19 protein-coding genes and 1 pseudogene are annotated in these 26,417 nt (G+C 57.7%); 12 read left to right on the plus strand and 8 right to left on the minus strand.

Going from position 1 to position 26,417, the window contains the following annotated elements; genetic code table 11:
• The first annotated feature begins 50 nt into the window (after positions 1-50).
• The 7 genes from BLU37_RS03435 to atzF all read left to right on the plus strand — a co-directional run bounded on the left by BLU37_RS03435 (position 51) and on the right by atzF (position 9,656).
• Positions 51-1,118, plus strand: coding sequence for a putative urea ABC transporter substrate-binding protein (locus BLU37_RS03435; RefSeq protein ID WP_029534212.1), 1,068 nt, complete (start codon positions 51-53; stop codon positions 1,116-1,118).
• 15 nt (positions 1,119-1,133) lie between these two features.
• Positions 1,134-1,949 carry an ABC transporter permease gene (locus BLU37_RS03440; RefSeq protein ID WP_029534211.1) on the plus strand — a complete coding sequence of 272 codons (816 nt, stop codon included), beginning with the start codon at positions 1,134-1,136 and terminating at the stop codon, positions 1,947-1,949.
• A complete protein-coding gene (locus BLU37_RS03445) occupies positions 1,946-2,716 on the plus strand; it encodes an ABC transporter ATP-binding protein (RefSeq protein WP_090202295.1) in 771 nt (256 codons plus the stop codon). The genes BLU37_RS03440 and BLU37_RS03445 overlap by 4 nt, the downstream gene beginning before the upstream one ends.
• 19 nt (positions 2,717-2,735) lie before the next feature.
• Entirely contained in the window at positions 2,736-3,449 is a 714-nt protein-coding gene (locus BLU37_RS03450; protein ID WP_090202296.1) for an urea amidolyase associated protein UAAP1, read from the plus strand.
• A gap of 10 nt (positions 3,450-3,459) precedes the next feature.
• Complete coding sequence (locus tag BLU37_RS03455) at positions 3,460-4,086, plus strand: urea amidolyase associated protein UAAP2 (RefSeq protein ID WP_010448438.1); 627 nt, start codon at positions 3,460-3,462, stop codon at positions 4,084-4,086.
• Between the two features lie 204 nt (positions 4,087-4,290).
• Positions 4,291-7,896: an urea carboxylase gene (gene uca / locus BLU37_RS03460; protein ID WP_090202298.1), complete on the plus strand. Its 3,606-nt coding sequence runs from the start codon at positions 4,291-4,293 to the stop codon at positions 7,894-7,896.
• Entirely contained in the window at positions 7,893-9,656 is a 1,764-nt protein-coding gene (atzF, locus tag BLU37_RS03465; protein WP_090202300.1) for an allophanate hydrolase, read from the plus strand. Before uca ends, atzF begins: the two co-directional genes overlap by 4 nt.
• Before the next feature lie 163 nt (positions 9,657-9,819).
• Here atzF and hrpB read toward each other — a convergent pair whose 3' ends face one another.
• The 3 genes from hrpB to BLU37_RS03480 all read right to left on the minus strand — a co-directional run bounded on the left by hrpB (position 9,820) and on the right by BLU37_RS03480 (position 16,512).
• On the minus strand, positions 9,820-12,342 hold the full coding sequence (gene hrpB, locus BLU37_RS03470; RefSeq protein WP_090202302.1) for an ATP-dependent helicase HrpB: 2,523 nt from the start codon (positions 12,340-12,342) through the stop codon (positions 9,820-9,822).
• A gap of 373 nt (positions 12,343-12,715) precedes the next feature.
• Complete coding sequence (locus BLU37_RS03475) at positions 12,716-14,899, minus strand: DEAD/DEAH box helicase (protein ID WP_090202304.1); 2,184 nt, start codon at positions 14,897-14,899, stop codon at positions 12,716-12,718.
• Positions 14,896-16,512, minus strand: a complete 1,617-nt coding sequence (locus BLU37_RS03480; protein ID WP_090202306.1) for a HamA C-terminal domain-containing protein — start codon at positions 16,510-16,512, stop codon at positions 14,896-14,898. Before BLU37_RS03480 ends, BLU37_RS03475 begins: the two co-directional genes overlap by 4 nt.
• 175 nt (positions 16,513-16,687) lie before the next feature.
• Here BLU37_RS03480 and BLU37_RS03485 point away from each other — a divergent pair, with 175 nt between their 5' ends.
• Positions 16,688-18,121 (plus strand): alpha/beta hydrolase, encoded by a 1,434-nt coding sequence (locus BLU37_RS03485; RefSeq protein WP_090202308.1) that lies wholly within the window; start codon positions 16,688-16,690, stop codon positions 18,119-18,121.
• A gap of 135 nt (positions 18,122-18,256) precedes the next feature.
• On the opposite strand, the gene BLU37_RS03490 is transcribed toward BLU37_RS03485, so the two are convergent.
• Both BLU37_RS03490 and BLU37_RS03495 read right to left on the minus strand, forming a co-directional pair.
• Positions 18,257-19,396 carry an Ntn hydrolase family protein gene (locus BLU37_RS03490; protein ID WP_090202310.1) on the minus strand — a complete coding sequence of 380 codons (1,140 nt, stop codon included), beginning with the start codon at positions 19,394-19,396 and terminating at the stop codon, positions 18,257-18,259.
• Between the two features lie 400 nt (positions 19,397-19,796).
• A pseudogene (locus tag BLU37_RS03495) lies at positions 19,797-20,177 on the minus strand (DEAD/DEAH box helicase); the annotation flags it as partial.
• A gap of 109 nt (positions 20,178-20,286) precedes the next feature.
• Here BLU37_RS03495 and BLU37_RS03500 point away from each other — a divergent pair.
• Positions 20,287-20,706: a polyribonucleotide nucleotidyltransferase gene (locus tag BLU37_RS03500; protein ID WP_090202314.1), complete on the plus strand. Its 420-nt coding sequence runs from the start codon at positions 20,287-20,289 to the stop codon at positions 20,704-20,706.
• 19 nt (positions 20,707-20,725) lie between these two features.
• Positions 20,726-21,616, plus strand: coding sequence for a cation diffusion facilitator family transporter (locus BLU37_RS03505; RefSeq protein ID WP_090202317.1), 891 nt, complete (start codon positions 20,726-20,728; stop codon positions 21,614-21,616).
• Here the strand turns inward: BLU37_RS03505 and BLU37_RS03510 are convergent, their stop codons facing one another.
• Positions 21,617-22,753, minus strand: coding sequence for a DUF6515 family protein (locus BLU37_RS03510; RefSeq protein ID WP_029534206.1), 1,137 nt, complete (start codon positions 22,751-22,753; stop codon positions 21,617-21,619).
• Between the two features lie 430 nt (positions 22,754-23,183).
• On the opposite strand from BLU37_RS03510, the gene BLU37_RS03515 reads away from it, so the two are divergent.
• Both BLU37_RS03515 and BLU37_RS03520 read left to right on the plus strand, forming a co-directional pair.
• On the plus strand, positions 23,184-23,663 hold the full coding sequence (locus BLU37_RS03515) for an Lrp/AsnC family transcriptional regulator (protein WP_090210896.1): 480 nt from the start codon (positions 23,184-23,186) through the stop codon (positions 23,661-23,663).
• 160 nt (positions 23,664-23,823) lie between these two features.
• A complete protein-coding gene (locus BLU37_RS03520) occupies positions 23,824-24,033 on the plus strand; it encodes a DUF2788 domain-containing protein (RefSeq protein WP_010445084.1) in 210 nt (69 codons plus the stop codon).
• Here BLU37_RS03520 and BLU37_RS03525 read toward each other — a convergent pair.
• Positions 24,028-24,660, minus strand: coding sequence for a pseudouridine synthase (locus BLU37_RS03525; protein ID WP_090202320.1), 633 nt, complete (start codon positions 24,658-24,660; stop codon positions 24,028-24,030). The two genes, BLU37_RS03520 and BLU37_RS03525, sit on opposite strands and share 6 nt — an antisense overlap.
• 242 nt (positions 24,661-24,902) lie before the next feature.
• Positions 24,903-26,366, minus strand: a complete 1,464-nt coding sequence (amn, locus tag BLU37_RS03535) for an AMP nucleosidase (protein ID WP_010445086.1) — start codon at positions 26,364-26,366, stop codon at positions 24,903-24,905.
• Positions 26,367-26,417: the final 51 nt, after the last annotated feature.

A 26,417-nucleotide genomic window follows, 5' to 3' on the forward strand; every position in this document is an offset into this window, starting at 1 on the left:
ACAGGTGTTGCGCTGCTCCCTGCCCGTCCACCCTCAACTGGAGTCCTACCATGAGAAATCCTCTTCTCTCCGCCTGCCTTGCAGCAGGTCTTGCCCTGTTGACGAGCACGTCTTCCCACGCCGCTGCGAAGACGGATTTTAATGTGTGCTGGACGATCTATGCGGGCTGGATGCCTTGGGAATATGCACAGGCTCAAGGCGTCGTCGACAAGTGGGCCAAAAAATACGGTATTCACGTCAAGGTCACTCAACTCAACGACTACGTCGAGTCTATCAATCAGTACACCGCAGGCCAGTTCGACGGCTGCACCATGACCAACATGGATGCCCTGACCATCCCCGCTGCCGGTGGTGTCGACAGCACTGCGCTGATAGTCAGCGATTTTTCTAACGGGAATGACGGCATCGTCATCAAAGGCACCGGTAAAACGGTTGCTGATCTCAAGGGCATGGACGTCAATCTCGTTGAGCTGTCCGTATCCCACTACCTACTGGCCCGAGCCCTCGATACTGTCGATCTGCGCGAGAAAGACCTGAAGGTCGTCAACACTTCGGATGCGGATATATCTGCAGCCTTCAACACCGACAACGTGCAAGCCGTCACCACCTGGAACCCCATGCTTGCCGACATCAAGGCCAAGCCAGGGGTCACCGAAGTCTTCGACTCCAGCAAGATTCCCGGCGAAATCCTGGACATGATGGTCGTCAACACCCAAACGCTGAAGGACAACCCTGCCCTGGGGAAAGTGCTGACCGGCGCCTGGTTTGAAGTCATGGAACTGATGAACAGTAAAAGCGCTGCCGGCGATGCTGCGCTTGAGCATATGGCCAAAGCCTCCGGGACTGATCTGGCCGGTTTCAAATCGCAATTGGCAACGACACAGCTGTTCTACACCCCCAAGGAAACTCTGGATTTTGCGAACAGCCCTGAGCTTCCCAAGACCATGGCCAAGGTGGCTGGCTTTTCCTTCGAGCACGGTCTGCTCGGGGAAGGAGCAAAGGACAGTAGCGCCGTGGGCATGAGCTTCGCTCATGACGTCATCCGCGGAGACAAGGGCAATATCAAATTGCGCTTCGATCCGGGCTACGTACAGATGGCCGTCGACGGCAGCCTGTGATCAGGAGCTCGCACTATGCAGCTGATTAACCGTCACCCTGATCGCCCTACGCGACTGCTGCTGGTGATCCTTCCGTTCGTATTGTTGCTGGGTGCCTACTTCCTGGGATCAGCGCAAAGGTTTGCGGACAACCCGAATGACAAGCTGCTACCGAGTGCGGTGCAAATGACCGATGCGGTCAAGCGCATGGCCTTTACGGAGGACAAACGCAGCGGGGGATATCTTCTCTGGCAGGACACGGCGTCCAGTCTGCAGCGCTTGGCGATTGGCTTGGCCGTAAGCGCTCTGGTGGGGCTGTGCCTGGGTATCGCATCAGGCACATTACCGCTGTTCGGGGCTACGTTGTCGCCACTCCTGGTGGTGCTGTCCATGGTGCCGCCACTGGCGATCTTGCCGATCCTCTTCATTGTCTTCGGCCTCGGCGAGCTCTCCAAGGTCATGCTGATTGTTATAGGGATAACGCCGATCCTGGCACGGGATCTTGAACAACGTGCACGGGAAATACCGGTAGAGCTTCTCATCAAGGCTCAGACATTGGGTTCGTCGACCTGGACGCTGATCTTGCGAGTGGTACTTCCTCAATTGCTTCCTCGCCTGCTCATTTCACTGCGTTTGGTGTTGGGCTCTGCATGGCTGTTTCTTATCGCAGCCGAGGCCATCGCTTCGGAAGGCGGGTTGGGATATCGGATTTTTCTCGTGCGTCGTTATATGGCGATGGACGTCATCCTGCCCTACGTCGTGTGGATCACACTCCTGGCCTGGCTAATGGATTGGGCACTCAAGAGCCTCACCCACCGTGCTTTCCCATGGTATGAGGGGGCCCGTTCGTGAGCTTCATTCAAGTGAATAACGTATGGCAGCAATACGGCGATCACGTCGTGCTGGAAGGCCTGAATCTGAGCATCGCAGAGGGCGAGTTTTGCACCATGGTCGGAACATCTGGCTGTGGCAAATCCACTTTTCTACGCCTACTGCTGGGTCAGGAAAGAGCCAGCAAAGGTGAGATCCTGCTGGAGGGTCGGCCGCTGGCCGCTGACCCCGATCCTAGCCGAGGGGTTGTGTTCCAACGCTACTCCGTATTCCCGCACTTGAATGTGCTGGACAACGTGGCTCTGGGGCTGGAGCTTCCCAACGCCCCTTTGACAGGACGCCTGTTCGGACAGCGTAAACGGCTCGCAAGGGAGGAGGCCGCGCAACTGCTCGCCAAGGTAGGGCTTGGCCACGCGTTGGAAAAATACCCATCGCAACTGTCTGGCGGCATGCAGCAACGGCTTGCCATCGCTCAAGCCTTGATCATGAAGCCCCGCGTGCTCCTGCTGGACGAGCCGTTTGGCGCGCTTGATCCAGGTATCCGCAAAGACATGTACACACTGCTGCTGGAACTTTGGCGTGAGACTCGACTAACCGTGTTCATGGTCACTCATGACCTTCGCGAGGGGTTCAGCCTGGGCACTCGGTTGATGGTGTTCGACAAGGTTCGCGTTGACCCCCATGCCCCAAACGCTTATGGCGCCCGCATTACCTATGATCTGCCGCTAAACGCGAAGCGTAGCGAGGCGCAACTGACCATAGCCTCGGCACGGCCAGGCTCTCACTAACTGATGTTGAGGTATTCCCATGAGTGAAAGTACCGTTTTCTCCAACGAACTATTGCCAGGTGGAGGCCACCTTTCCTTCGTTCTCAAACGCGGTCAACTGCTGCGCCTGACGGACCTGGAAGGCGGCGCTAACGTCAGCCTCATGCTGTTCAACGCGAACGAAAAAAGCGAGCGGCTGAATCTGCCTGACAGCCTCAAAGGTCAGCACACGGCCAAGCTGACTGCGGGCCATTGCTTGTACTCGGACATGGGCCGTGTACTGGCGGCTATCACTCGCGATACCTGTGGGTGGAGCGACAGCATTGGCGGCGTCCTGTGCGCGGCTGAGGTGGAGGAAAAGTACGGTCAAGGACGCTACCAGGAATTACGGAATGGTTTCTTCCGTAACGGCGCAGACAACCTTCTGGTCGAAATGGGCAAATGGGATCTGGGTCTGACTGACTTATCCATGGTCTTGAATCTGTTTAGCCGGGTTGACGTGGATGACAACGGCGGGCTGAGCTTCGCTCAGGGAAACTCCAAGGCAGGCGATTGCATTGAGCTGTACGCGCCGATGGACACGCTGTTCATCATCACCGCCTTGCAGCATCCGATGGATCCGGCAAGCGAATACTCCCCTAAACCCGTTCAACTCACCTTCATGAATGCGGATGCCAGTGTCGCAGAGCATTGCCGCACTTCGCGCCCTGAAAATCAGCGCGGCTTTACCAATACCGACCGTTTGTTCGCCTGAGGACTCTTCCATGACAGCCAATCTCAATCCAGAAGCCGCCATTTATCGAGCCACGATTCCCGCTGGCGAACCTTGGCTGACCGAAGTCAAAGCAGGTCAAACACTCCGGATTCTGGACCTGGAAGGTAATCAGGCCATTGATACTCTGTTCTACAGTGCGACTGATCCACGCGAGCGATATGACGTGCAGCGCACGCTTCGTCGGCAGAACAATGTGTATCTCGGCGTGGGCAGCGTGCTCTACTCGAACCTCGGCCGGCCCCTGCTGACCATCCTCGAAGACAACTGTGGCCGTCATGACACGCTGGGTGGAGCGTGCGCACAAGAAAGCAATACCGTCCGTTATGCGCTTGATAAGCGCCATATGCACAGCTGCCGTGACAACTACTTGCGGGCCTGTTGCCACGATGGCCGATTAGGCAAACGAGATATCAGTCCAAACATCAACTTTTTCATGAACGTGCCTGTCACTCCAGACGGTGGACTCACGTTCGAGGACGGCATCTCCGCTCCGGGCAAGTACGTACAACTGCGTGCAGAGATGGATGTGATCGTACTGATCTCCAACTGTCCTCAATTGAACAATCCATGCAATGGCTACAACCCCACCCCGGCAGAGTTATTGATATGGGAATGAAAGCCTGGCTGTGCACCTGGAGAGCTTGGCTGTTCATGATCTGCAAAAGCCGTGCGGCCCAGGTTTGGCCTCGCAACGATCATCATGAAACGCCCCGCAAGCCTGACTGACTATTGTCTGGGGACGGCCCCACGACCTTTCGAAAAACTGCGGGACGACCCGCAACCCAGTTGAGGCGGACACTTGCCGTCTTTAGGGGTTTGTATGTTCAACACGCTGTTAATAGCTAACCGAGGGGCTATCGCCTGCCGGATTTTGCGTACATTGCGCGAACTCGAAGTCAAAGGCGTTGCCGTCTACTCGGAAGCAGATGTCGCCAGCCGTCATATCCTTGAGGCAGACCAGGCGCTGAGCCTTGGTGAAGGTGCCGCCGCTGGAACCTATCTCGCTGTAGACAAGATTCTCGCCGCGGCGAAAGCCAGCGGCGCTCAGGCTATTCATCCAGGTTACGGCTTCCTTTCTGAAAACGCGGCGTTTGCTGAGGCCTGTGAAGCTGCTGGCATCGTGTTCGTTGGACCGACGCCTGAGCAACTTCGCCTGTTCGGGCTCAAACACACAGCCCGTGCTCTGGCACATGAGCAGGGTGTATCCCTCCTGGAGGGTACCGACCTTCTGGACAGTGTTGAGGACGCTTTACAAGCGGCAACCCAGGTCGGCTATCCGATCATGCTGAAAAGCACCGCCGGCGGCGGCGGGATCGGGATGCGGGTATGTCGTTCGGCCGATGAGCTGCACGAGGCGTTTGAGACGGTCAAGCGTTTAGGTCAGAACAATTTCAGCGACGCTGGCGTGTTCATCGAAAAGTACATCCAACGTGCTCGTCACCTTGAAGTTCAGATCTTCGGCGACGGCGCCGGCGAGGTCTTGGCCTTAGGGGTTCGGGACTGTTCGGTTCAGCGACGCAATCAAAAGGTACTCGAAGAAACCCCAGCCCCCAATCTCCCGGATGGCATGGCTGAGGCACTTTGCGAGGCCGCGATCAAACTCGCGAAAGCCGTTAATTATCGGAGCGCAGGGACCGTCGAGTTCGTCTTTGACAGCGATGAGCAGCGCTTCTACTTTCTGGAAGTGAACACCCGCCTGCAGGTCGAGCACGGCGTGACAGAACAGGTCTGGGGCGTGGATCTGGTGCGCTGGATGATCCAGTTGGCTGCAGGCGACTTGCCCCCGTTGAGCGAGATAGGTGCGCACCTGGTACCTAGCGGCCACGCTGTACAGGCACGGCTCTACGCCGAAGATCCGGGTAAAGACTTCCAGCCAAGCCCTGGCCTTTTGACGGCTGTCCGCTTCCCTGCGACAGATGGCAAAGCGTTGCGCATCGATACGTGGGTGGAGGCAGGATGCGAGATTGCGCCCTACTTCGATCCGATGCTTGCCAAAATCATCACGTGGGCCCCTGACCGGGCAGAAGCCCGTCTGCACCTGCATAAGGTACTCGGCGAAAGTCAGCTATACGGGGTCGAGACCAACCGCGACTACCTTCGTCAAATACTGCTCGATAAGCCCTTCACCAGCGGTCACCCTTGGACACGCTGCCTTGAGGGGCTGGTTTACCAGGCCGACACCTTGGAAGTATTGAGCGGCGGCACCCAGACCAGTGTTCAGGACTACCCTGGGCGTTTGGGCTACTGGGCAGTCGGGGTACCGCCGTCGGGCCCGATGGACAGTCGAGCCCTGCGCTTGGGCAATCAGCTCCTGGGTAATCCTGAAGGTGCCGCCGGATTGGAGATCACCATGAGCGGCCCTACCCTTCGGTTCAATACCGATGCGGTCGCGGTTGTGACGGGCGCGGTAGTGCCGGTGACGCTGGATGGCGCAGATGTCGCCATGAACGCTGTGATCCTGATCAAATCGGGTTCAGTCCTGAGCCTGGGCACGATAGCGGGTGCCGGTGCACGGAGTTACCTCTGCGTTCGCGGCGGCATTCAGGTGCCGGACTATCTCGGCAGTAAAAGTACCTTTACCTTGGGTCAATTCGGCGGACACGGTGGTCGTGCGCTGCGTGCAGGGGATGTTTTGCACCTTGCACCACTGACAGACAAAACTGTCGGGGCAGTGCTTCCTGAGCAACCCCAACTTGGGGCGCTTCGCCACATCAGGGTGATCTATGGCCCCCATGGCGCACCGGAGTATTTCACTGAGCACTACATAGACACGTTTTTTTCCACCGACTGGGAAGTGCACTTCAACTCGAGCCGTACCGGTGTTCGCCTGATCGGGCCGAAACCTGAGTGGGTTCGTGCTGACGGCGGGGAAGCGGGGCTTCATCCCTCCAATATCCATGACAACCCATACGCCATAGGTGCCGTGGATTTCACCGGGGATATGCCCGTAATACTCGGCCCAGACGGCCCAAGCCTGGGCGGTTTCGTGTGCCCTGTGACGGTTATCGAGGCAGACCTGTGGCAGCTGGGCCAACTCAAAGCCGGCGACAAGGTTCGCTTCGTCCCGACAGATCTTGCCCATGCCCGTCAGCTTGCCACTGCGTCGTTACTCAGCGCGCAAAGCCATGCCGTCTCAGTCGAGGCCATCGTACTGCAGTCTCCAATCGTCTTGGATATCGGTCGCGATGACACTCGCTTGGTGGCACGGGTAGCGGGTGATACGCATCTTCTGTTGGAGATCGGGGCTCCCGAGCTGGATCTGGTTCTGCGCTTCCGTGGCCATGCCTTGATGCAGGCGCTGGAAGCCAAGCAGCTGGCTGGGGTGATCGATCTGACTCCCGGCATCCGTTCGCTGCAGGTTCATTATCAGCCCGAGGCATTGTCGCTGGCGGCCCTGCTTGAGGCTGTCGCAGGCGAGTGGGATGCAGTGTGTGCCGCAGGTGACTTGCAAGTGCCTTCGCGCATCGTGCATTTGCCTTTGTCCTGGGACGACCCTGCGTGCCAGTTGGCGATTGAAAAGTACATGACCACGGTGCGCAAAGATGCGCCGTGGTGCCCGAGCAACCTTGAGTTCATCCGGCGTATCAACGACCTGCCGAATCTGGACGAGGTTCAACGAACAGTATTCGACGCCAGCTATTTGGTCATGGGGCTTGGGGATGTCTACCTGGGTGCTCCAGTGGCGACTCCACTGGATCCCCGGCACCGGCTGGTAACGACAAAATACAACCCGGCACGCACCTGGACAGCAGAAAACTCTGTCGGAATCGGCGGCGCATACATGTGCGTTTACGGCATGGAAGGCCCGGGTGGGTACCAGTTCGTCGGCCGTACGCTGCAGATGTGGAACCGCTACCGAGAGGTGGCCGCCTTTTCGGGCAAGCCCTGGTTGCTACGCTTCTTTGACCAGATTCGTTTCTATCCCGTCACTGCCGAGGAACTCCTGCGCATCCGTCGTGATTTCCCTCTTGGTCGCTTCGACCTGCAGATCGAGCAAAGCCAATTACGACTGGCCGACTACCAGGATTTCCTGGCGCAAGAAGCAGAAAGCATCCTGTCATTCAGAGGCCAGCAGCAGGCGGCATTTGCAGCGGAAAGGCAGCGCTGGATCGACAGTGGCCAAGCGCATTTCGAGAGCAATGAAGCGGTGGCGCAGGCTACTGAAGAAGCACTCCTGCCTCCTCACCAGACAGGTGTCGAAAGCCCCATTGCCGGCAATTTATGGCAAGTCCAGGTAGCCGTCGGTGATGACATCACAGCAGGTACGGCTTTGGTGGTACTCGAATCGATGAAGATGGAAATCCCGGTGCTTGCCCCATGCTCCGGCATCGTTCGCGAAGTGCTGGTGGAACCTGGCTCAGCGATACGTGCGGGCCAACGGGTAATCGTTCTCGAACCGGTGATGGTCAAAGGAGAGAAAGCATGAACAACGATCTGAGACTTGATGTACTGAGAGAGCGCTACCTGAGCGGCACATGCTCCCCGCGCAGCCTCATTCTGGCGCTCCGAGAGCAGGCAAAGACGCTGAACCCTGATTTCAACCTGTTCATCCATCTTCTCAGTGTCGAGGAGCTGGAGCCTTACCTGGCGGCGCTTGAAACCCGCCAGATCAAAGATCTGCCGCTGTACGGTGTTCCATTCGCCATTAAAGACAACATTGATCTTGCCGGCATCCCGACGACTGCGGCTTGCCCCGCTTATGCCTATACGCCAGAACGTTCGTCGACCATTGTTCAGAGGCTGATCGACCTTGGCGCGGTTCCACTCGGCAAAACGAACCTTGATCAATTCGCCACCGGGCTCAACGGCACACGCTCGCCCTTCGGCGCGTGCCCCAACAGCGTGCTACGCGAGTACCCATCCGGTGGCTCAAGCGCCGGATCGCCTCTGGCGGTCGCTTTAGGATTGGCCACTTTCGCGCTCGGCACCGATACCGCCGGATCAGGCCGAGTCCCGGCCGCGTTGAACAATCTGGTAGGGCTAAAGGCAACCAAGGGGCTGATCTCTACAGCCGGTGTTGTTCCCGCATGCCGCACATTGGATTGCGTCACTACCTTCACCGCTACCGCTGCGGAGGCCAGCCGCCTTCTGGCGCTCACTACAGAGCTTGATCCCAAAGACGAATACAGTCGCGCCAACCCAAGCTGGAATGATGAATCTGCATTCGGGCACATCAGAGCATTCCGATTCGGAGTGCCTCGCGCTGAAGACCTCCAGTTCTTCGGATGCCCCGAGGGCCCAAGCCTGTTCTCGGCAGCCGTAGAGCGGTTAAAGGCGCTGGGCGGCGAGCTGGTGGTTGTGGATCTCTCACCGTTCCTGGAAGCGGCGCGGCTGCTATACGAAGGGCCTTGGGTCGCTGAACGTTATAGCGTGGTGGGAGAGCTGGCACGCGCCCAGCCAGAGGCCGTTCTGCCAGTGATTCACGCCGTTCTCGCCAAAGGTCCGGATGTGACAGGCGTGGATACCTTTCGCGCGCAGTACCGCATGCAAACGCTGAAGGCCGAGTGCGACCGCGTGATGGCCGGGCTCGACTGCGTGCTGACTCCGACCATAGGGCGGCCAGTTACGCTGGCAGAACTCGCGGCAGAGCCCGTGCTTCGCAATTCGGAACTCGGCTACTACACAAACTTCATGAACCTGCTCGATTACGCCGCGGTGGCCGTACCCAGTGGTTTCATGGCCAACGGTTTGCCTTGGGGTGTAACGCTATTTGGCAGGCCGTTTACCGATCAATACCTTCTGAGCCTTGCCAACGCCTACCAGGCGGGTAAGGCTCCCGATAACGTTGCACGCAACGATCAAACCCGGTTGGTCGTATGCGGAGCTCATCTCGACGGCTTGGCGCTCAACTGGCAGCTCAAGCAACGTGGCGGCACCCTGCTGGAGGCTACGGCAAGCGCGCCTCACTATCGGCTGCATGCGCTTGCGGGTGGGCTGGTGAAACGTCCAGCCATGGTGCGTGTCGCTGAGGGCGGCGTTGAAATCGCGGTAGAGGTATGGCAACTGCCGAGCGCAGAGTTGGGTTCTTTCCTGAATGGAATTCCCGCTCCTTTGGGCTTGGGCAAGGTAGAGCTCAAGGACGGCCGCTGGGAAACCGGCTTCATTTGCGAAGGCTATGGGTTGGTGGGTGCTACCGATATCAGCGATTGGGGTGGCTGGCGAGCCTGGTTATCGTCTTTGGACTGACGTGCTGTAAAGGAATGCCAGAAATCTTGTGTTCGGGCATCCCCTGAGTAAGAGGTGCATGTCGTTGAGAGCGTACCTCTGCTCATGAGCATGAGCCTACTGCAGTTCTAAACCTTCTGGTAATTCCCCCAGTCGCCAATAAGGCTGGGGATTACTTAGACACTCATGACCTTCGGGGCTTGGATTTAGCTGTCGCTTCTGCGATTAAAGGATTGTCTGGCCAAAAGTGCTTTGGATATCTACCTTTGAGGTCTTTCTTGACTTCCACATAGGTACTCCGCCAGAAGTTGGCAAGATCTTGGGTGACCTGTACAGGCCTCCGAGCCGGCGACAACAAATGCAGTGTCAGGGCCTGTTTCCCCCGAGCAATCCGAGGCGTTTCGGTCAGCCCGAACAACTCCTGTAGTCGCACAGCAAGGATTGGCGGGTACTCTGAATAATCAATGCGGATATTCGAACCAGAAGGTACTTGAATCGTCTGCGGCGCTTGAACCTCTAAATCCTGTGGGAGCGGCCAAGGCAGGAGGTTTCTAACTATCGAAGACAGATCCAGCTGGCTGAACTGGCTGAGCCTAGTGATTTTTCTCAGATACGGCGTGAGCCACTCCTCCAGCGTGTCCAGGAGGTTGTTATCGCTGAGATCAGGCCACTTGGTTTCTGCCTGCCCATTTTGAAGATCGAGCTGACGCAGCAGATCGACCCGCGCTTGCCACTGCCGCAGCTCAGGGTTCCAAGGCAGGAGCTCAATGCCTTTCCGCCTCACCAGGTTGACCAAGGCAAGCGAACGGGTTTGCTCATCAAGATTTAGCAGAGGTGTTGTGGACAGCACCAACTGACCCACCTTCAACTGCCGCTCAGCCTTGAGTACTCCTTCCCTCTCGTCCCAGTCGACCTCATCGACAAACCTCACAAGGTAAGCCAGCTCGTCATCGAACAGGGCCGGATCAAGGTCACTTGCCAGGTAGATTCGCTCCTCACGCTGCCCTTGCCGGCTACCCAGGTCGGCCACTACCAGCCACTCGTGCTTGGTGAGAGCATCAGGCTCTGAGAACACGGCAGCCCGCCCGTTGGAGAGACGGTACTCGGATGCACTTGCACGCCTCTGGAGGCCAATTCGGTCAGGGTAGGCGAACGCCAGTAGGCATCCTACCCATCGTGGGTGATCGGGCTCGCTGGCGGGGCTATAGGCCCTTCCACGGAGCAGGGATCGGTACTGCCGAGCAGACTGCTTTACTCGCTGAAAAGAGGCACCGCCTCGGCGCGAATGTTGCTCTCCTGACAATGCAATCAGCCTAGTGTGAAGGTCGGCACCTTCTCCACGCAGGACGTCTTTCTCACCCAGCAGCGCGGCGACGTTGCAAGCCAAATCATCCAGTCCCATCGCGTTACCTTTGATGAGCATGTGGGCGATCCGTGGATGTGCTGGGAGCTCGCTCATGGCCGAACCGTGTGGTGTGAGCTGTCCAGCATCGTTGAGTGCACCCAGCCGCTTCAGCAGGTCTCTGGCTTGGCCGAAAGGGGCTGACGGAGGTTGGTCGAACCAGGTCATCTCTTCCGGCTTCATTCCCCACCGGGCCAATTGGAGAGCCAGGGCTGCAAGATCAGCCTGCAAGATCTCTGGGGTGCTGTAGCCTGCCATTTGTTCGTGCTGCGATTCCGACCATAGGCGATAGCAGACACCTGGCTCCAATCGCCCTGCCCGCCCTGCTCGCTGAGTAGCGCTGGCCTTCGAGATACGCTGTGTGTCGAGTCGAGTCATCCCGCTGCGAGGATCAAACTTCGGCACTCGCTCGAGACCACTGTCCACCACCACCCTGACACCTTCAATGGTCAAGCTGGTCTCAGCGATGTTAGTGGCCAGCACGATCTTCCGGGAGCCCTTGGGTGCCGGGTCTATAACAGCGCGCTGTGCGTTCAGGTCGAGATCGCCGTACAGCGGGCACACGATCACGTCTGGACGGCTGCCCAACTCCTCTTTGAGTGTCTCCGCCACCCGCCTAATCTCTGCCTGACCAGGCAGGAAAACCAGAACGCTTCCTGACTGCTCGTTGATAGCGGCCAAGCAGGTGTCCGTGACCCGCGCATCGACACGCTCGCCTGGCTGGTACGGGCTACCCCAGATCGTGGAAACAGGGTGCATGCGTCCTTCACTGCTGACCACAGGAGCATCATTTAGGGTCTTAGAAAGACGAGCGCCTTCGAGCGTCGCCGACATGAGCAGCAGCTTCAGCGGAGGGTCGTCCCGTAAGAGTTCTCGGCCACTCAAGCAAAGGGCCAATGCCAGGTCTGAATCGAGGTTGCGCAGGTGGTGTTCGTCGAAGATCACCACACCTACACCATCTAGCGCTGGATCATCCTGCAGCCGGCGAGCCAGGACACCTTCTGTGACGACCTCGATCTGGGTGCGCGGGCCTACCTTGCTCTCTAAGCGGATCCTATAGCCCACCGTCTCACCTACCTTCTCACCCAGCTCGCTCGCCATACGCTCCGCTGCAGCCCGTGCAGCAAGCCGACGAGGTTCGAGCATGATGATAGTCTGGCCTTGGAGCCAGGGCTCATCTAGTAGAGCGAGGGGGACTCGGGTGGTTTTACCCGCGCCTGGCGGTGCCTGGAGCACCACCTCATTCCGCTCGTTCAGGGCTTTTAGAAGGGCTGGCAAGGCAGCGCTGATTGGCAACAAACTCATAGGATCTCCCGAGGAACGACACAATTATATCGAATCGGAAGATCGAGTTCTTGGAACCTAGCCGGAAGGATACGTCTTGGTTGGAACCGATGGAATCTGCGCAGGGGGCAGCCATTTATTATTGCTCGTAAGAAGTATGTCCGCCTGCAAGAATTTGCCGTTCCTCAAACTGTAGCCTGTGATCGCCGACTACCTCAAACAGTTGAATGACCTGGAGCGGATGTCCAACAGTGCGCCGAAAGCGCAGAGAAACGCGCAACGTCGCCGAGAACGACGTAACAGAAAATCTGGCTGCGAAAAAACTAGAGCCCTGGCCAACCTAACCAGGGCCTCATCGACCATCACCCTCCTTTTCCAGAATGCTGGGTTGGAGTCATCCAATACGCAGCGCGCGCTGGATGAACATCCGATCCACGTAACCAACGGATCGTACCCAGGCGTGCTGGTTGTCTCGAATGAACTGACCAAGCTGATCCACGTCTGCCTTCTCAGGGAAATCCACGAGGTCAGCCAGGCGATGTAGGGTCTGAATAGGGATGCCCATTTCCTCCAGGGCATTCACACCGGGTGGTAGGTGGAAACTTTCAAAGACCATTCTGACGTGCGAGTAATCGACCTTGCTGTGGAAGCCACGCTTGAGCGCATGGTGTTTGACGACATCCTCCATAAGTGCGAGGAGCTTGGGCAAGGTAAACCCGTAAGTATTGGTGATGATCTTCAGGTCGTTGTTCAGTGCTTCGGAGAGTGTGCGCTTCGTCCCCTCGGTCACCCATTGCCGAGCGTATTCAATTTGGCTCTTCAGGTAATTCGAAAAACTGGTCGCGTTGACGTAGCCAGCCAGCTTGGCGATCAGAAGATCTGGCGGGTTGACGCTGACGCCGTTGCGGCTGAACGTATGAGGCACCAGCCTGGCAATGATTTTCGCGAATGTCTTGAGGAAATTGGTTGCTGGCCCCCAGTGGAACACGAGCGTAGCGAATTCCGTGTCATCCATCATTTCGACCATGCTCTGCAGCTCTTCGAACTGCTCGAATCGGAAGTAGGAATGCTTTTTCACAAGGTCGAAGGAGACACGATCGCTAGCGAAGACCTCCTCGAAGCGATCTTGAGAAAGCTCAGACAGGTGATCCGGCTGAACGCTGGCGAGCAGATTAATCGGCGTCTCGACGTCCTGAGTACCAAGCGGAATTTCAACCTCCTGGTTGAGGTTGTCTTCCGGGATTTCCTCTAGGCAGTAAATCGTACCCACGAAATGCACGCCCATCCGCCCAGCGCGCCCTTTGATGTTGCCGTGGGTGAATTTGTCGATGCTGCGGGTGCCGTCACGGTTGTCGTAGATCACCACGTTCTTGGCAATGGTGTTTACGCCTTCGATGATGGTCGAGGTACAGATAAGAAAGCGCAGATTGCCAGCGTTGAACTGATCAGCGGTGTACTGCTGCAGCGCTCTGGGCAGTGCGCCGAAGTGCAAGCCGATACCGTTCTTCAATGCCACGGCGTAGTCCCATTCGGGATCGAATTCCTGGCTCACCCAATCGATATGTGGATTGCTGGTCAGGGTGCCATAGCCATACCGGATCAATTCACGCGCCACGGTGCCGGCGACCGTTGGCGACTTGCAGTAGATGATTGTCGCTTCGTCGCAGTGTTGGGCGATCGCTCCAAGCGCCTTGAGCTTGCTTCTTTGATCGTTGGGTTTGATGCCGAACGTATGGACGTCGAGTGCTACGGTGTTGAAGTCACTGGAGACGAAGGTATGTGGGTAGCCTAGGTTTTCCAGGCCGCGAATGCTGTTGATAAACGGCCCAGTGAGGTAGAACTGCTTGGAGACTTTAAGCAGTTTGCTCAACGCGATATTGAGCTCGATGACGCGCTCGTCCTTGTAGTCCGTTGTTCCGTTCTTGAGCTCCCGGAACGCCAGCTTGTAAAACTCATCGATTACGAACAGATCGATGTCGACGATGTCGTTTCGCTCATTCACGCGCTCCTGGGTGAGCACGTACACAGCCCGGTCGGAATGACATTCCTGCGAGCTGTGGTGAATGATCTGGTACCGCTCACCGAACCTGACCTGGAGTCGACGCCGTGTCTCGTCAGCAAGCGCCACGGTCGGTACCACCAGGACAAGCCGCTTCAGCTCACCTAGGCCCAGCAACGAGTCGACGATGGCACTCTTGCCCATGCTGGTAGGTGCGCTGAGCACCACATTGCGCCCTGCTTTGAGCAGATCAAAAATGTGGAACTGCATCGAGTGGAAAACAAAGCTGTCCGAGAAGGGGGTGCGATACAGATCCAGCACCCTTAGCTCATCCGACGTCAGGTCGGAGAACTCCTTTTTCAGGTAAGGGAACAACCCAGACTTTCTCACCATATTTTTGAGCAAGGTGGTGTGCTCAGAGAAGCGTTCACGTGCATCGAGAGCTCGGACAATCAAGTCACGTCCCAGGTCATACGACACCGGGTTGGACAGCAGCTTATTGATCACAGCCAAGTATTTGAAAGACGAGAAGTCCTTGCTTTGAAGGCTGTGTTTCGCTTGCTCATATACCTGCGTCATACCACTTCCCTCACCTTGTCTTCGACCATCCTGACTAGCCGCTTGAGGCTTGGAGCGGGGTAAATGAAGATGTGGATGCCTAACTGCCCAAACGGCGAACCCTCTACAAGATCGGCGGCGAACTCTTCAAACAGAGCTGCCGTTTCCCGTTGTAGCTCGTCTTCATGCCCTGGGGTTTCAGGGTCGGTTACCAAGCAGGAGTCATAACCAACAAACAGTACGAACCTGAAGCGATCGAGGTGTGCGTCTAAAGGCCGACTGCCGTCCAGGATTTCGTCGATGTCATGTCGCAGCAGATACTCATCGTCCTTGACGTCCAGTATTTTGCTACGCGCCGAATCGAAGCATTCCTCGATGACCTCATAGAGCTCATTCCGGATTTCCGGCAACCGCACAGAGATGTCAGTTTCGGTCACCAGTTCGCTGAAGCCGATCCAAAGCTGATCACCTTCCGATGCACGACGAACAATGTGCACATTTTCGAGAATTCTCTCTTCCCCTGGGTTTTCAACGTGCAGCATGCAGGGTATTGGCTGGCTTTCGTGCTGTTGCCGAATGGTCGCGTGGAGCAGCACTCGACCCAGGAACTCTCGGACATCGTGAAGAGACTTGAAGACAGATGTACGCAGCCGCTCGCGTTTCTCCACGAGCGTGAGCTTGTGTATATCGGCAATCTCCCTGGGCCGGAGAAAGACCTCGTCAAGCCATCCGCACACGTTCTCGACAATATGTTTGTAGCGGTATTGGCTTAGAAAATATTCTTGGTGCAGTACCTGTGCTCGACGCTTGTCGCAGACCGAAGCCATCGGGGCTCTGAAGGGAGTGAGGATGTGAGGCAACTTACGTTTGACGTAGATTTTGCGGCCTGCCTTGGTCTGGTCATCCACCACCCGTTGGTTGAACCACTCAAAAAGGTCTGACCTGACATAGGACTTATCGTCAGCACTGTGGATACGGCGGGAACGCTCGCCCTTGCGGGTCACCGTATCGAGGATCAAACACCATATATCTTCAGCAGCAGCCTCAGAGCTGAGGGTCACCCCGTGCAGATCCTCGGACGACCTTCGAATGTTGGCTATCCCCAATAGCTCCAACTCGCGAATGGTGTGATACACCTCCCAGGTAGCCGCATCAACCCAATCAGCGACGGTAACGCCTGAGGCCGTCTGGTAGTCCTTGGTTCGCTCGTTGAGGTCGTCGATCAGCTCTTGCCTACCAGGCTTGCCATTCCGAGCCGAGGACTTGATCGTCAGATACTCCAGGGTCTTGTTGACCTTGTCTTCAGTGACGATCGAGTATCGCCGTGTCAGGTCTGGGTCTGGCTCGCATTGCATCGACTTGTGCAAGATCGAACTGCAAGGAATGGTTTTCTTGTCAGCGCCCTTCCCGTTTTTGACAATATCCGAAATGTTCCAACGGGTCTTCTCGGTACTTTTGACCTGTACAAAATCGACGTATCCGTCGGAGACGATATCGATATCGTCCGTGACCTCGCAGCGGACACTGCGGATGGTCTTGTCGCGGAGCATCCGGGTGACATGGAAAGCGGCAACGCAGTCCTGGAATAGGAAACCGTGCTTGGCGGCTACACCACCCGAATCATTAGAATCCATCTCGACGTCCGTGACATTTTGCCGAGAATCTAGGGGATTCTGCTGCCGGAGTCCATCAAATGATGGCACTTAGCTCTCAAGCAGCAGCGTAGCACCTCACCGCGTGGCAATAGCGTGCCAGTTGTCATGATGGCAAAGCGGCACTAGATTGAGCTTTTTTCAACAGAGCCCACATATGGAAATGCCTTTCCGGAGTCCGGACGACCTCAAGATCGCGCTCGCGATTCTCCACATCAACTTCGCCACCTATAACTCGCACAAGCGGATACTGAGTTCATCGCAGTTGCTCCTATGCTGGAGAAAGGCGCCGGCGGGTATGTTCATTGATGTCCTGCACGACAGGGTCACAGGCAGCAGGGCCAAGAAGGCCTTTACGCAGCTCATCCAACGAGCAGATGAGCTGAAGTTGCTGACGGACGTTGTGGAGGCTACACGGCTACTGAGCGATGGCTTCGCGTCGGCTTTATCTACGATCCGACAGCCGACCTTCAAGGCAGCGGTCAAGCGAATGATCAGCGTCCCTGAAGATATGGTGGAGTATGAAGAATGCATCGCCCAGCTAGAGGGCAGCATTGGTGCATCGCTCGGCAGCGAACTCTACCCCATCCACTACAGCCGAGCTCCGGTCGATCAAAAATTCACGAAATACGCCGTCTGCTTCGGAACGGATCGACTGTTGGAATCACCAAGGACTGTGAGGTTTGGCGGGTTCCGCAGTGATGACGTCGTGTCCTATGGCATCGCAGAGGTTTCCATCCCTCACATCCATAAGGAAGGCAAACTGGAACGGCCCGTGTTGTGGCCTTCTACCTCAAAGGGGAACCCCAACAAGCATATCGTCATCCACGAGTCTGCTCTTTTTGAGCTGGAAGAGTGGTACGACAACGCCAAGACCTATCTCGCGAAGATCAGCGAAACATCCACTAGCCGTGAAGGTTTGCTATTCATCCACGGGTACAACGTGAGTTTCGACGCAGCATTGTGCCGGTCTGCGCAGCTGTGCCATGACCTCAAATTCCCAGGTCTAATGCTGTGCTTTTCCTGGGCGTCGCTTGGCAGTACGACTGGCTACCCTGCCGACGAGGCGACGGTAGATTGGTCAGCAGCCCATCTTAAGGAATATCTGACGAACATCACAGAAAACCTGGGCCTGACGTCGTTGCACATTGTCGCCCACAGCATGGGTAATCGGGCGCTTCTCGCTGTACTAGAAAACTGGGAAAACAAGCCGGGCGCTACCCCGATCAGCCAGATCATCCTTGCTGCTCCTGACGTCGACGCTAAGCGCTTCAAGCAATTTGGACGGGTGTTCAACCTGTACGAGCAAGTAACGCTTTATGCGTCCCGCAACGATCGAGCGATCACTGCGTCTCAACTTGTGCACAGCAATCCAAGGGCGGGCGGCGCCAATCCACCTCTGGTCATGGATCACCTGTCGACTATCGATGTCTCCAGTGCTGGTAGGGACATGTTCGGCTTAGGCCACAGCTATGTAGCCGACGTGACGAAAGTGTTCCGGGATCTGTTCTACATTGTCCGGCATCGGCACAAACCTGACCAGCGCGCAGGAATCACGAAGAAAGATGAGGGTCACTGGGAGCTGAGCTAAGCCCATAAAATCATACCGAACATGGCGCAGGCCTATTCGCTCTCCGCTACCACTTGAAAGCCACCGCAAGGTGGCTTTTTTGTATCTGCTTGCCTTAGGGGGCATAAACCAAAGCTGGGTAAACCAAATCTTGACTTACTTAGAGTTGAAGCTAGTTTTGACTTGCTCCACGAATCCCAGCACGTGATCCTTTACTTCATCACGGAATATATCTGAGTAGTTTATTTGAGCAAATCCAGGTTCCACGCTGGCCGTGAATGCCTTATACAAAAAATACAAATCATTTTCGTATTTTTTGATAAAAGGTATAGTCATGGCGCCTTTCTCAGTCTTGTAGTTTATTAGGAAGCAAAGGAAATGCCCCCTAAACCTCAACTCATCGACATCATCTTCAACCGTAGTCTCTTCATAGCGTGATATAGGCGCGATCGTGAATGTTCGGTCATTAACAGGAACATACTCATCGAAGTCCTCGTCAAATTGCAATTCAACACTCCTGATTTTTAAGTCCTCCCCTTTATATTCGGACTTAATCAGACATTTTGGAAAGTCGACTTGCAACATCCCCTCAGCGTCAAGCTCTGCATCCGCAAAGGCATAAACGATGTTAGATATCTTTTGAAACCGTCCATCATAAAATGCCACTACTTCATAACCGCCTCCAAACAGATTCGCAATCGACTCCGACTTATACTTGTTCTCAAATTCACTCTTTAAATGGTTTGCAAATTGATCGAGAGCCATGCAGGTGCCATGCACCACAATATTTTCTTCAAGAACATCAAACGCATGTCGTGGGTAATCCTGATAATGCGCCTTTACATGACCCGCACCAGACCCACCAACCCAAAGCTCAAAATTTTCATTGCGATGCCCGCAATCCGCATAAACATTAGATATGTGGATTTCATCCTCTTCAAAACTTAGGGCGATAATTCTGATCTTTTCACTATCAATGGTATCGTCGGCAAGTACTGCATCCGAAAAACGCTTCCCCGTCAATACGGGGTGCTCATCCACTAGCCTCTCGATAAGCCGTACAACCGCCTGAATCGATCGCACATCCCCGGCGAAAGCTATGGCGAAGTGATCGTTCACCACGAGAATTTTTTGACACAAACCAGCCACGGCGTGAGCACGCAATGCAGGGCTTCCGGCATCAGGCTTGAACGATGGGATCTGCGATGGACGCACCCTCTTACTTGAGCTGGTGAGCAGAATGTCAGCCTGTAGGAAACCACCTTCCTTCAACTTGTAGCCTGAAATCATCGTCATGTGCAGATCCTTATGCGTGTGTGAATGGCCAAGGTACAACGCCATCATAGTGACACCAAAGTTATTTCTGCGACTAAGAACTGCGAAATTGACCCGTCACCTAGGACGCCGTTTGGGTGCGCACCATGGGCCGAAGCTGTGGTGTCTGCTGATGAGTGTCTACACATACCAGTATGAGGTGGCGTTGTTGAACTCGGGGTTGGTGTAAGACGTAATCGGGTAATTCGGATTAGAGACCTTGGCACCTACCGGGGGTAGGATGGGGATCTCACTTGGGTTGGTCAGGGAGGGACAAGCGACAAAAAGGCTGGGGAGATGTCCTAGAGGGAGGTCAGTTGTGGCAGGAGAATGTCCTGTACCTTGACAAGATTCCAGGGTATTTCGGTGAAAATGGCAAAACGTGGAATTCGTCGAAGATCAACAGACCGACACCCTCCAGCGCCGGATCGTCCTGCAGGCGCCGGGTGAGAATGCCTTCGGTGACCACTTCGATCCGGGTGTTCGGGCCGACCTTGCTCTCCAGCCGAATCCGGTAGCCGACCGTTTCGCCCACCTTTTCCCCCAGCTCTGCTGCCAGCCGCTCGGCCGCCGCCCGGGCCGCCAGGCGCCGGGGTTCGAGCATCAGGATGGTTTGCCCGGCCAGCCAAGGCTCATGCAGCAGCGCCAGTGGCACGCGGGTGGTCTTGCCCGCGCCGGGGGGCGCTTCGAGCACGGTTTCGTCGCGTTCGCCCAAGGCTTGGCGCAGTGCAGGCAAAACTTCATCAATCGGCAAAGAAATCATGGTGGCTCCAGAACTGGCCGCCGAGTATAACGGCGAACCGAGCGGCATTATTCAAGGTCTTATCCGTCGACCCTTGTATAGTTTGTCTTTCCCTTCAGGAGATCCTTGCATGCGTATTCCTTCGCGCCTTATCGGTGGTGTAGTGGTTGCCACCTTGCTGACCCAGTTGACTGCCTGCGGCTCGATCTTTTTCCCCGACCGTCGCGGCCAGATCGAAGGCAAGATCGACCCGCTGGTCGCCGGCCTCGATGCCATCGGCATCCTGTTCTATGTCATCCCCGGGCTGATCGCCTTCGGTATCGACTTCGCCACCGGCGCCATCTACCTGCCCAACGGCACCACCGCGCAGATCGCGCCGGAAAAACTCCATGAGTCGATCGGTGCCGACGGCCGGGTCGATAATCAGAAACTGCAGGCCATCATCCAGACCGAGCTGGGCCAGAGCCTGCCGCTGAACGATCCAAGGCTGATCCAACACAAGGGCAGTCTGCAGCAGTTGGCCCTGTACGGTCTGCGTCCTTCCGCCTGATCCCCGAGGAAAGCCCCGCATGAGCAGCAGCCCCGAACACGCTCGCCTGTTACGCCTGGCCACCCGGGCCTCGGTGGCGGTCGCCAGTATCCTGATCGTGACCAAGGCCATCGCCTGGTGGCTGAGCGGTTCGGTGAGCATGCTCGCCGGTTTGACCGACTCGGCGCTCGATGGCGTGACGTCGTTCCTCAACTTGCTGGCGGTGCACTATGCATTGCGCCCTGCGGATGACGATCACCGTTACGGGCACGGCAAGGCCGAGTCTCTGTCGGGCATGGCCCAGGCACTGTTCATCGCAGGCAGCGCCGTGCTGATCGCGGTGCAGGCGGTCGACCGGATCCGTCAGCCGGAGCCGGTCGGCGCGCCCTGGTTGAGTATCGGCGTGATCGTGCTGTCGCTGGCGCTCACCGCCGCGTTGCTGGTGCTGCAACATCGGGTCATCCGTGAAACCGGCTCCACCGCAGTGCGCGCCGACTCCCTGCATTACCGTTCGGATATGTTGCTCAACGGCAGCATTCTGTTGGCACTGGTGTTCGCAAGCATCGGGTTTGCCCAGGTGGATGCCTGGTTCGGCCTGGGCATTTCGGCCTATATCCTGTGGAGTGCGATCCAGATCGGCCGCGAGAGTTTTGCCGTGCTGATGGATGAGGAACTGTCCCCCGAAATCAGCCAGCACATGCTGGAACTCGCCAAGAGCGTACCGGGAGTGTTGGGGGCGCATGACCTGCGCACACGGGTGTCGGGCAACCACTGGTTCGTGCAGTTGCATCTGGAATTGCCGGGAGAGTTGACGCTGTCAGTGGCCCACGGCCTCAGCGACCAGGCCGCCGAGGCGATCCATGCCGTGTATCCGAAGGCCGAAGTGCTGGTGCACGCCGACCCTCGGGAAGTGGTGAAACACCGCGATTGATCAGTAGTTGACCTGATAGCCGCGGCTGCTCAGGCAACTGCCCTGGGCCTGGCGATAGGTCTGCACGACTGCCGGGTCGGGCGCATAGGTGACCCGGGCCGGGTCGAAACCACTCTGCTGCACGGCCCAACGGTAGCAATCCTCACCATCCTGCTGCACCTGTTGCGGGCTCTGGCCGTTGGCCGGGTACGCCACCACGTCATAACCGTTACCCGAGGGCGGCGGTGCCACCTGCGGCGCGGCGGTGGGCGGGTCGACCACCACGTAGTCCTGGGTATCTTCCTGGTAGAGGTAATAGGCCCCGGCCGCGAGGAAGAACAGCGAACTGCCGACCCAGACCTCCCGCGCATAATCGGGCAGATAGCTGACGCGGATCCCGCGCGGCGGCGCCACTACCACGTAGCGTGGTCCCTGTGGGCGATACCAGTAGCCGCCAGAGAAGAAATAGTCCTGCCCGCGGTACGGCACGCGCCAGTTGCGGTCAGGGAAGCGGTCGACCACATAACCGGGACGATACTGCGGACCTGGCCCCCAGCCATTGCCGTGCCCGGACGGGCGCCCCGGCCAGCGGTGGTCGTTGGGGTGATCGAAGTTGCCGCCAGGACGACCATTGTTGCCGCCAGGCTGCCAACCCGGGTTGTAGCCATTGCGCCGGGGAATGTCCGAGTAGTTGCCGCGTAACGGTTCCTGGGTCTGGCGCACGGTATCCGGCCGCCCCTGGATCGGCAGGTTGTTCTGCGGCTGCGGCGCCGGCCGACTCTGCTGGTTGGGGTCGTTCTGGGGCGGACGCGGCTGCCATTGCCCACCCCCATTCGGCTCACGGCGCTCGAAGTGCTGATTGTTTTCCGGACGGGGCTGATTTGCCTCAGGACGGAACTGCGGTGCCGGCGGTCGACCCTCCGGCGCCTGTGGACGCGGCTGGGGAGCCTCGGGCCGTGGCTGAGCATTCTCCGGACGCCGCTGATTGTTTTCCGGCCGTCCCTCGTGACCACCCGGGCGCCCTTCGGGGCCACGCTGATCACCGTTCGGGTGCGGACGTTGCGGGTTCTCGTCACCCCGATCTTCAGCCAGCGCTTGCACACCGACACTCATACAGAGCAAGCCAACACCTGCCAGACGCCAGATGCGCGATTTCATGCGGTTCCTCACTGCGGTTCAGGGCATAGCCATAAGACTGGGAAAGCGGATTGCGGTTCTGCAACACTCTATCAGTCACGAGACTTATTTTACGCGCAATAAAAAAGGGAGGCTCGTCAGCCTCCCTTTGGGGAATTTCGTCCGTGCTCGGCGCTTTTGACGCCGGCTCACCTCACGCCGTCTTCTGGACAGTGTGTAGCCCGGGGGCCTGCACAACCCTGTCGGGTTGCCGGCCGCGACACGCCTGATTCGGCGGGCCGCTGTGGACTGGATGTCCGGGCAGTGATTCTTGTTGCAGTGATTCTGGTGATAAGAATAGGCCGACAGCGGCGACAGGCGATTGCTAATATTGCTCAAATAAACATTACTTGCGCAATATTTCACTTCAGATAGATAATTCAGCGCAATAGTTAAGAAAAAGGCCTGAATGATGAGCAAACTCGATCGATACGACCTGAGCATCCTGGCGGAATTGCAGCGTGATGCGCGTATCTCCAACCAGGGGTTGGCCGAGCGCATCGGCCTGTCGCCATCACCCTGCTCGCGGCGGGTCAAGCAGTTGGAAGACGACGGCTACATCTCGCGCCAGGTTGCCTTGCTGGACCGCAAGAAGCTCGGTCTGAGCCTGACGGCCTACGTGCTGATCGGCATGGACCGACACACACCGGAACGCTTCGAGAACTTCGAGGCGGCGATCCGCAGCTTGCCGCAGGTGCTGGAATGCAGCCTGGTGACCGGGATGGATGCCGACTACCAGTTGAAGGTGGTGGTGGCGGACATGGATCACTACCAGAAGCTGCTGCTGGGCCATCTGACCCGTATCGAAGGCGTAACCAGCGTGCGCTCCAGCTTCGTGCTCAACCAGGTGCTCAACAGCACCGAGCTGCCGCTGAATCACCTGCGCAGCTGACCCGGCCCACACCTCACCTGTAGGAGCAGCGTGCGTTTCACGTCACCCAGAGAGGCTGCGGAACTGGGCTGAGTCAAACCGACGCAGGTCAATTTTGACTGATCCTCGCTGGCGTATACTCGAGGGGCTTTTTACCCCCCGCGTGCGCTGGAGAATGTCGATGGATCCTGCCGTTTTCGAAGAGTGGATGATGACCGTCCTGGTCAGCATCCTGATCATTTTCATGGGTTTCATCGTCTGGGACCTGGCGAAAAAGTCCAAGGCCGGACGCTTCGGTACCCTGATCCTGTTCTTCGTGTTGGGCCTGGGCGTGGCCGCGTTCGTGATCAAGAGCGTGGTGATCGGCCTGATCGAATCCGGCACTTTATAAGCGCGCCGGGACTTCCTTCCACTGGCCCTGGTCGAGGCCGTCGAGGGTCCAGTCACCTATCCGTACCCGCACCAGACGCAGGGTCGGCAGCCCCACCGCCGCCGTCATTCGCCGAACCTGACGGTTGCGACCTTCGCGGATAATCAGCTCCAGCCAATGGGTAGGAATGCTCTGGCGAAAGCGCACGGGCGGATTGCGCGGCCAGAGTTGCGGCTCATCGAGCAGCCGGGCCTGGGCCGGCAAGGTCATGCCATCGTTCAATTCGACTCCCTTGCACAGGCGCTCGATCTGCTCCGGCGTGGGAGTGCCCTCCACCTGCACCCAGTAGGTTTTCGCCAGTTTGTGCCTGGGGTCGGCAATACGCGCCTGGAGCTGGCCGTCATTGGTCAGCAACAGCAGGCCCTCGCTGTCGCGGTCCAGGCGGCCGGCCGGGTAGACACCCGCGACGTCGATGAAGTCCTTGAGCGTCGCCCGCCCTTCGCCGTCGCTGAACTGGGTCAGCACATCGAAGGGCTTGTTGAACAGAATAAGCTTGGGCTCGCTCGGTGGCACCTTGGCGACACGGCGGGGAGCTATAGGGCTTTTCGCTGCCGAACGGCGGGCGACGGGACGCGGGGGACGAGACATAGCGAATGTGGACATCTGAGGATCAGGAGCCGTCATGCTAGGGCGTGCCGGGAATTATTTCCAGGCGGGCACTGACAATGGCGTTTTTGAGGACGCTAAAAGCTTCGCGGGCAAGCCCGACTCCTCCAAGTACTGCGTCGTACACAACATCTGTGAACGACATTGCCCTGTAGGAGCGCGGCTTGCCCGCGAAGAGGCCAGCATGGACGACCCAAGATCCCCGGCCGCCCACGCCATCCATATCAGCGGAACGGCGGCTCGTCGAAGCTGCGCAATTTACGCGAGTGCAGCGAATGCAGCTCGGTGCGCAACAGGTCCACTGCGGCGATGCCGATCTTCAGGTGCTGGCTGACCGCCCGCTCATAAAAGGCGTTGGCCGAACCCGGCAGCTTGATCTCGCTGTGCAACGGTTTGTCCGACACGCAGAGCAAGGTCCCGTAAGGCACACGCAAACGATAACCCTGGGCAGCGATCGTGCCGCTTTCCATGTCCACCGCCACAGCCCGGGACAGGTTGATCAGCGGACGCTCCTGGGCCCAACGCAGTTCCCAGTTGCGGTCGTCGTAGGTCAAGACGGTGCCGGTGCGCAGACGCTTCTTCAGGTCATCGCCCTTCTCGCCAGTGACGTTGGCAGCCGCCTGTTGCAGCGCCAGTTGCACTTCGGCCAGGGCCGGGATCGGGATGTTCGGCGGTACCACCCGGTCAAGAATGCCATCGCGACGCATGTAGGCGTGGGCCAGCACGTAGTCGCCGATGGTCTGCGATTGGCGCAGGCCGCCACAGTGGCCGATCATCAGCCAGCAATGCGGGCGCAGCACCGCCAGGTGATCGGTGATGTTCTTGGCGTTGGATGGGCCGACGCCAATGTTGACCAGGGTCACGCCATGACCATCGGCCGCCTGCAGGTGGTAGGCGGGCATCTGGTAGCGGTGCCAGACCACTGCGGCCGCGACCGCCTGGGCCTCGGCGTAGTCCATGCCCTTTTCGATGATCACGTTGCCCGGCAACACCATGCGCACGAAACGCGGATCGTCGCGCAGTTGCTCCAGGCCATGAAGGATGAACTGGTCGACATAGCGGTGATAGTTGGTCAGCAGGATCCACGGCTGCACGTGGCGCCAATCGCTGCCGGTGTAGTGCACCAGGCGGCGCAGGGAGAAATCGACCCGGGCCGCGTCGAACAACCCCAGCGGCAGCGGCTCGGCGCTTTCCCAGTCGTGCAGGCCATCGGCGATATCGTCGGTGGCGGCAGACAGGTCGGTGCTCGGGAACACGCGCGCCAGGGCGGCAGCGGTCACGCCGGAACCGGCCAGCTCATCACCTTGCTCGACCACATAGGGGTAAGGAATGTTCTGCTCGCTGACACCGACTTCCACCGTTACGGTGAAATCACGCATCAACGGCACCAACTGTTCCAGCAGGTATTTGCGAAACGCCTTGGGGTGGGTGACGGTGGCGCTGTAGGTGCCCGGCAGTTGGACCTTGGCATAGGCGCGGGTGATCGTCGGAACTTCGCCTTGGTAGGTGTAGGTCAGGCGCAGTTCGGGATAACGAAACAGGGCACGCTGTTCGGCGTCAGGTTCGACGCGGTCCTTGAGGTAACGCTTGAGCGCCTGGCTCAGGGAAGTGGTCGCACGCTCGTGGAGTTCAGCCAGGCGGTCGACAGCCTGTTCGGGGGATTGCACGACAATAAAAGCTTCAGTCACGGAAAGTATCCTGTCTTTTGATGTTGCAGGCCTTCATCTTGCCTGCAACAG

It is taken from the genome of Pseudomonas asplenii (genome assembly GCF_900105475.1).
In the GTDB taxonomy this organism is placed as follows: domain Bacteria; phylum Pseudomonadota; class Gammaproteobacteria; order Pseudomonadales; family Pseudomonadaceae; genus Aquipseudomonas; species Aquipseudomonas asplenii.

Coding starts and splice junctions, on each gene's coding strand:
- BLU37_RS03435 (WP_029534212.1), top strand. CDS start 51: ATGAGAAATCCTCTTCTCTCCGCCTGCCTTGCAGCAGGTCTTGCCCTG.
- BLU37_RS03440 (WP_029534211.1), top strand. CDS start 1,134: ATGCAGCTGATTAACCGTCACCCTGATCGCCCTACGCGACTGCTGCTG.
- BLU37_RS03450 (WP_090202296.1), top strand. CDS start 2,736: ATGAGTGAAAGTACCGTTTTCTCCAACGAACTATTGCCAGGTGGAGGC.
- BLU37_RS03455 (WP_010448438.1), top strand. CDS start 3,460: ATGACAGCCAATCTCAATCCAGAAGCCGCCATTTATCGAGCCACGATT.
- uca (WP_090202298.1), top strand. CDS start 4,291: ATGTTCAACACGCTGTTAATAGCTAACCGAGGGGCTATCGCCTGCCGG.
- atzF (WP_090202300.1), top strand. CDS start 7,893: ATGAACAACGATCTGAGACTTGATGTACTGAGAGAGCGCTACCTGAGC.
- hrpB (WP_090202302.1), bottom strand. CDS start 12,342: ATGAGTTTGTTGCCAATCAGCGCTGCCTTGCCAGCCCTTCTAAAAGCC.
- BLU37_RS03475 (WP_090202304.1), bottom strand. CDS start 14,899: ATGACGCAGGTATATGAGCAAGCGAAACACAGCCTTCAAAGCAAGGAC.
- BLU37_RS03480 (WP_090202306.1), bottom strand. CDS start 16,512: ATGGATTCTAATGATTCGGGTGGTGTAGCCGCCAAGCACGGTTTCCTA.
- BLU37_RS03485 (WP_090202308.1), top strand. CDS start 16,688: ATGGAAATGCCTTTCCGGAGTCCGGACGACCTCAAGATCGCGCTCGCG.
- BLU37_RS03490 (WP_090202310.1), bottom strand. CDS start 19,396: ATGACGATGATTTCAGGCTACAAGTTGAAGGAAGGTGGTTTCCTACAG.
- BLU37_RS03500 (WP_090202314.1), top strand. CDS start 20,287: ATGCGTATTCCTTCGCGCCTTATCGGTGGTGTAGTGGTTGCCACCTTG.
- BLU37_RS03505 (WP_090202317.1), top strand. CDS start 20,726: ATGAGCAGCAGCCCCGAACACGCTCGCCTGTTACGCCTGGCCACCCGG.
- BLU37_RS03510 (WP_029534206.1), bottom strand. CDS start 22,753: ATGAAATCGCGCATCTGGCGTCTGGCAGGTGTTGGCTTGCTCTGTATG.
- BLU37_RS03515 (WP_090210896.1), top strand. CDS start 23,184: ATGAGCAAACTCGATCGATACGACCTGAGCATCCTGGCGGAATTGCAG.
- BLU37_RS03520 (WP_010445084.1), top strand. CDS start 23,824: ATGGATCCTGCCGTTTTCGAAGAGTGGATGATGACCGTCCTGGTCAGC.
- BLU37_RS03525 (WP_090202320.1), bottom strand. CDS start 24,660: ATGTCTCGTCCCCCGCGTCCCGTCGCCCGCCGTTCGGCAGCGAAAAGC.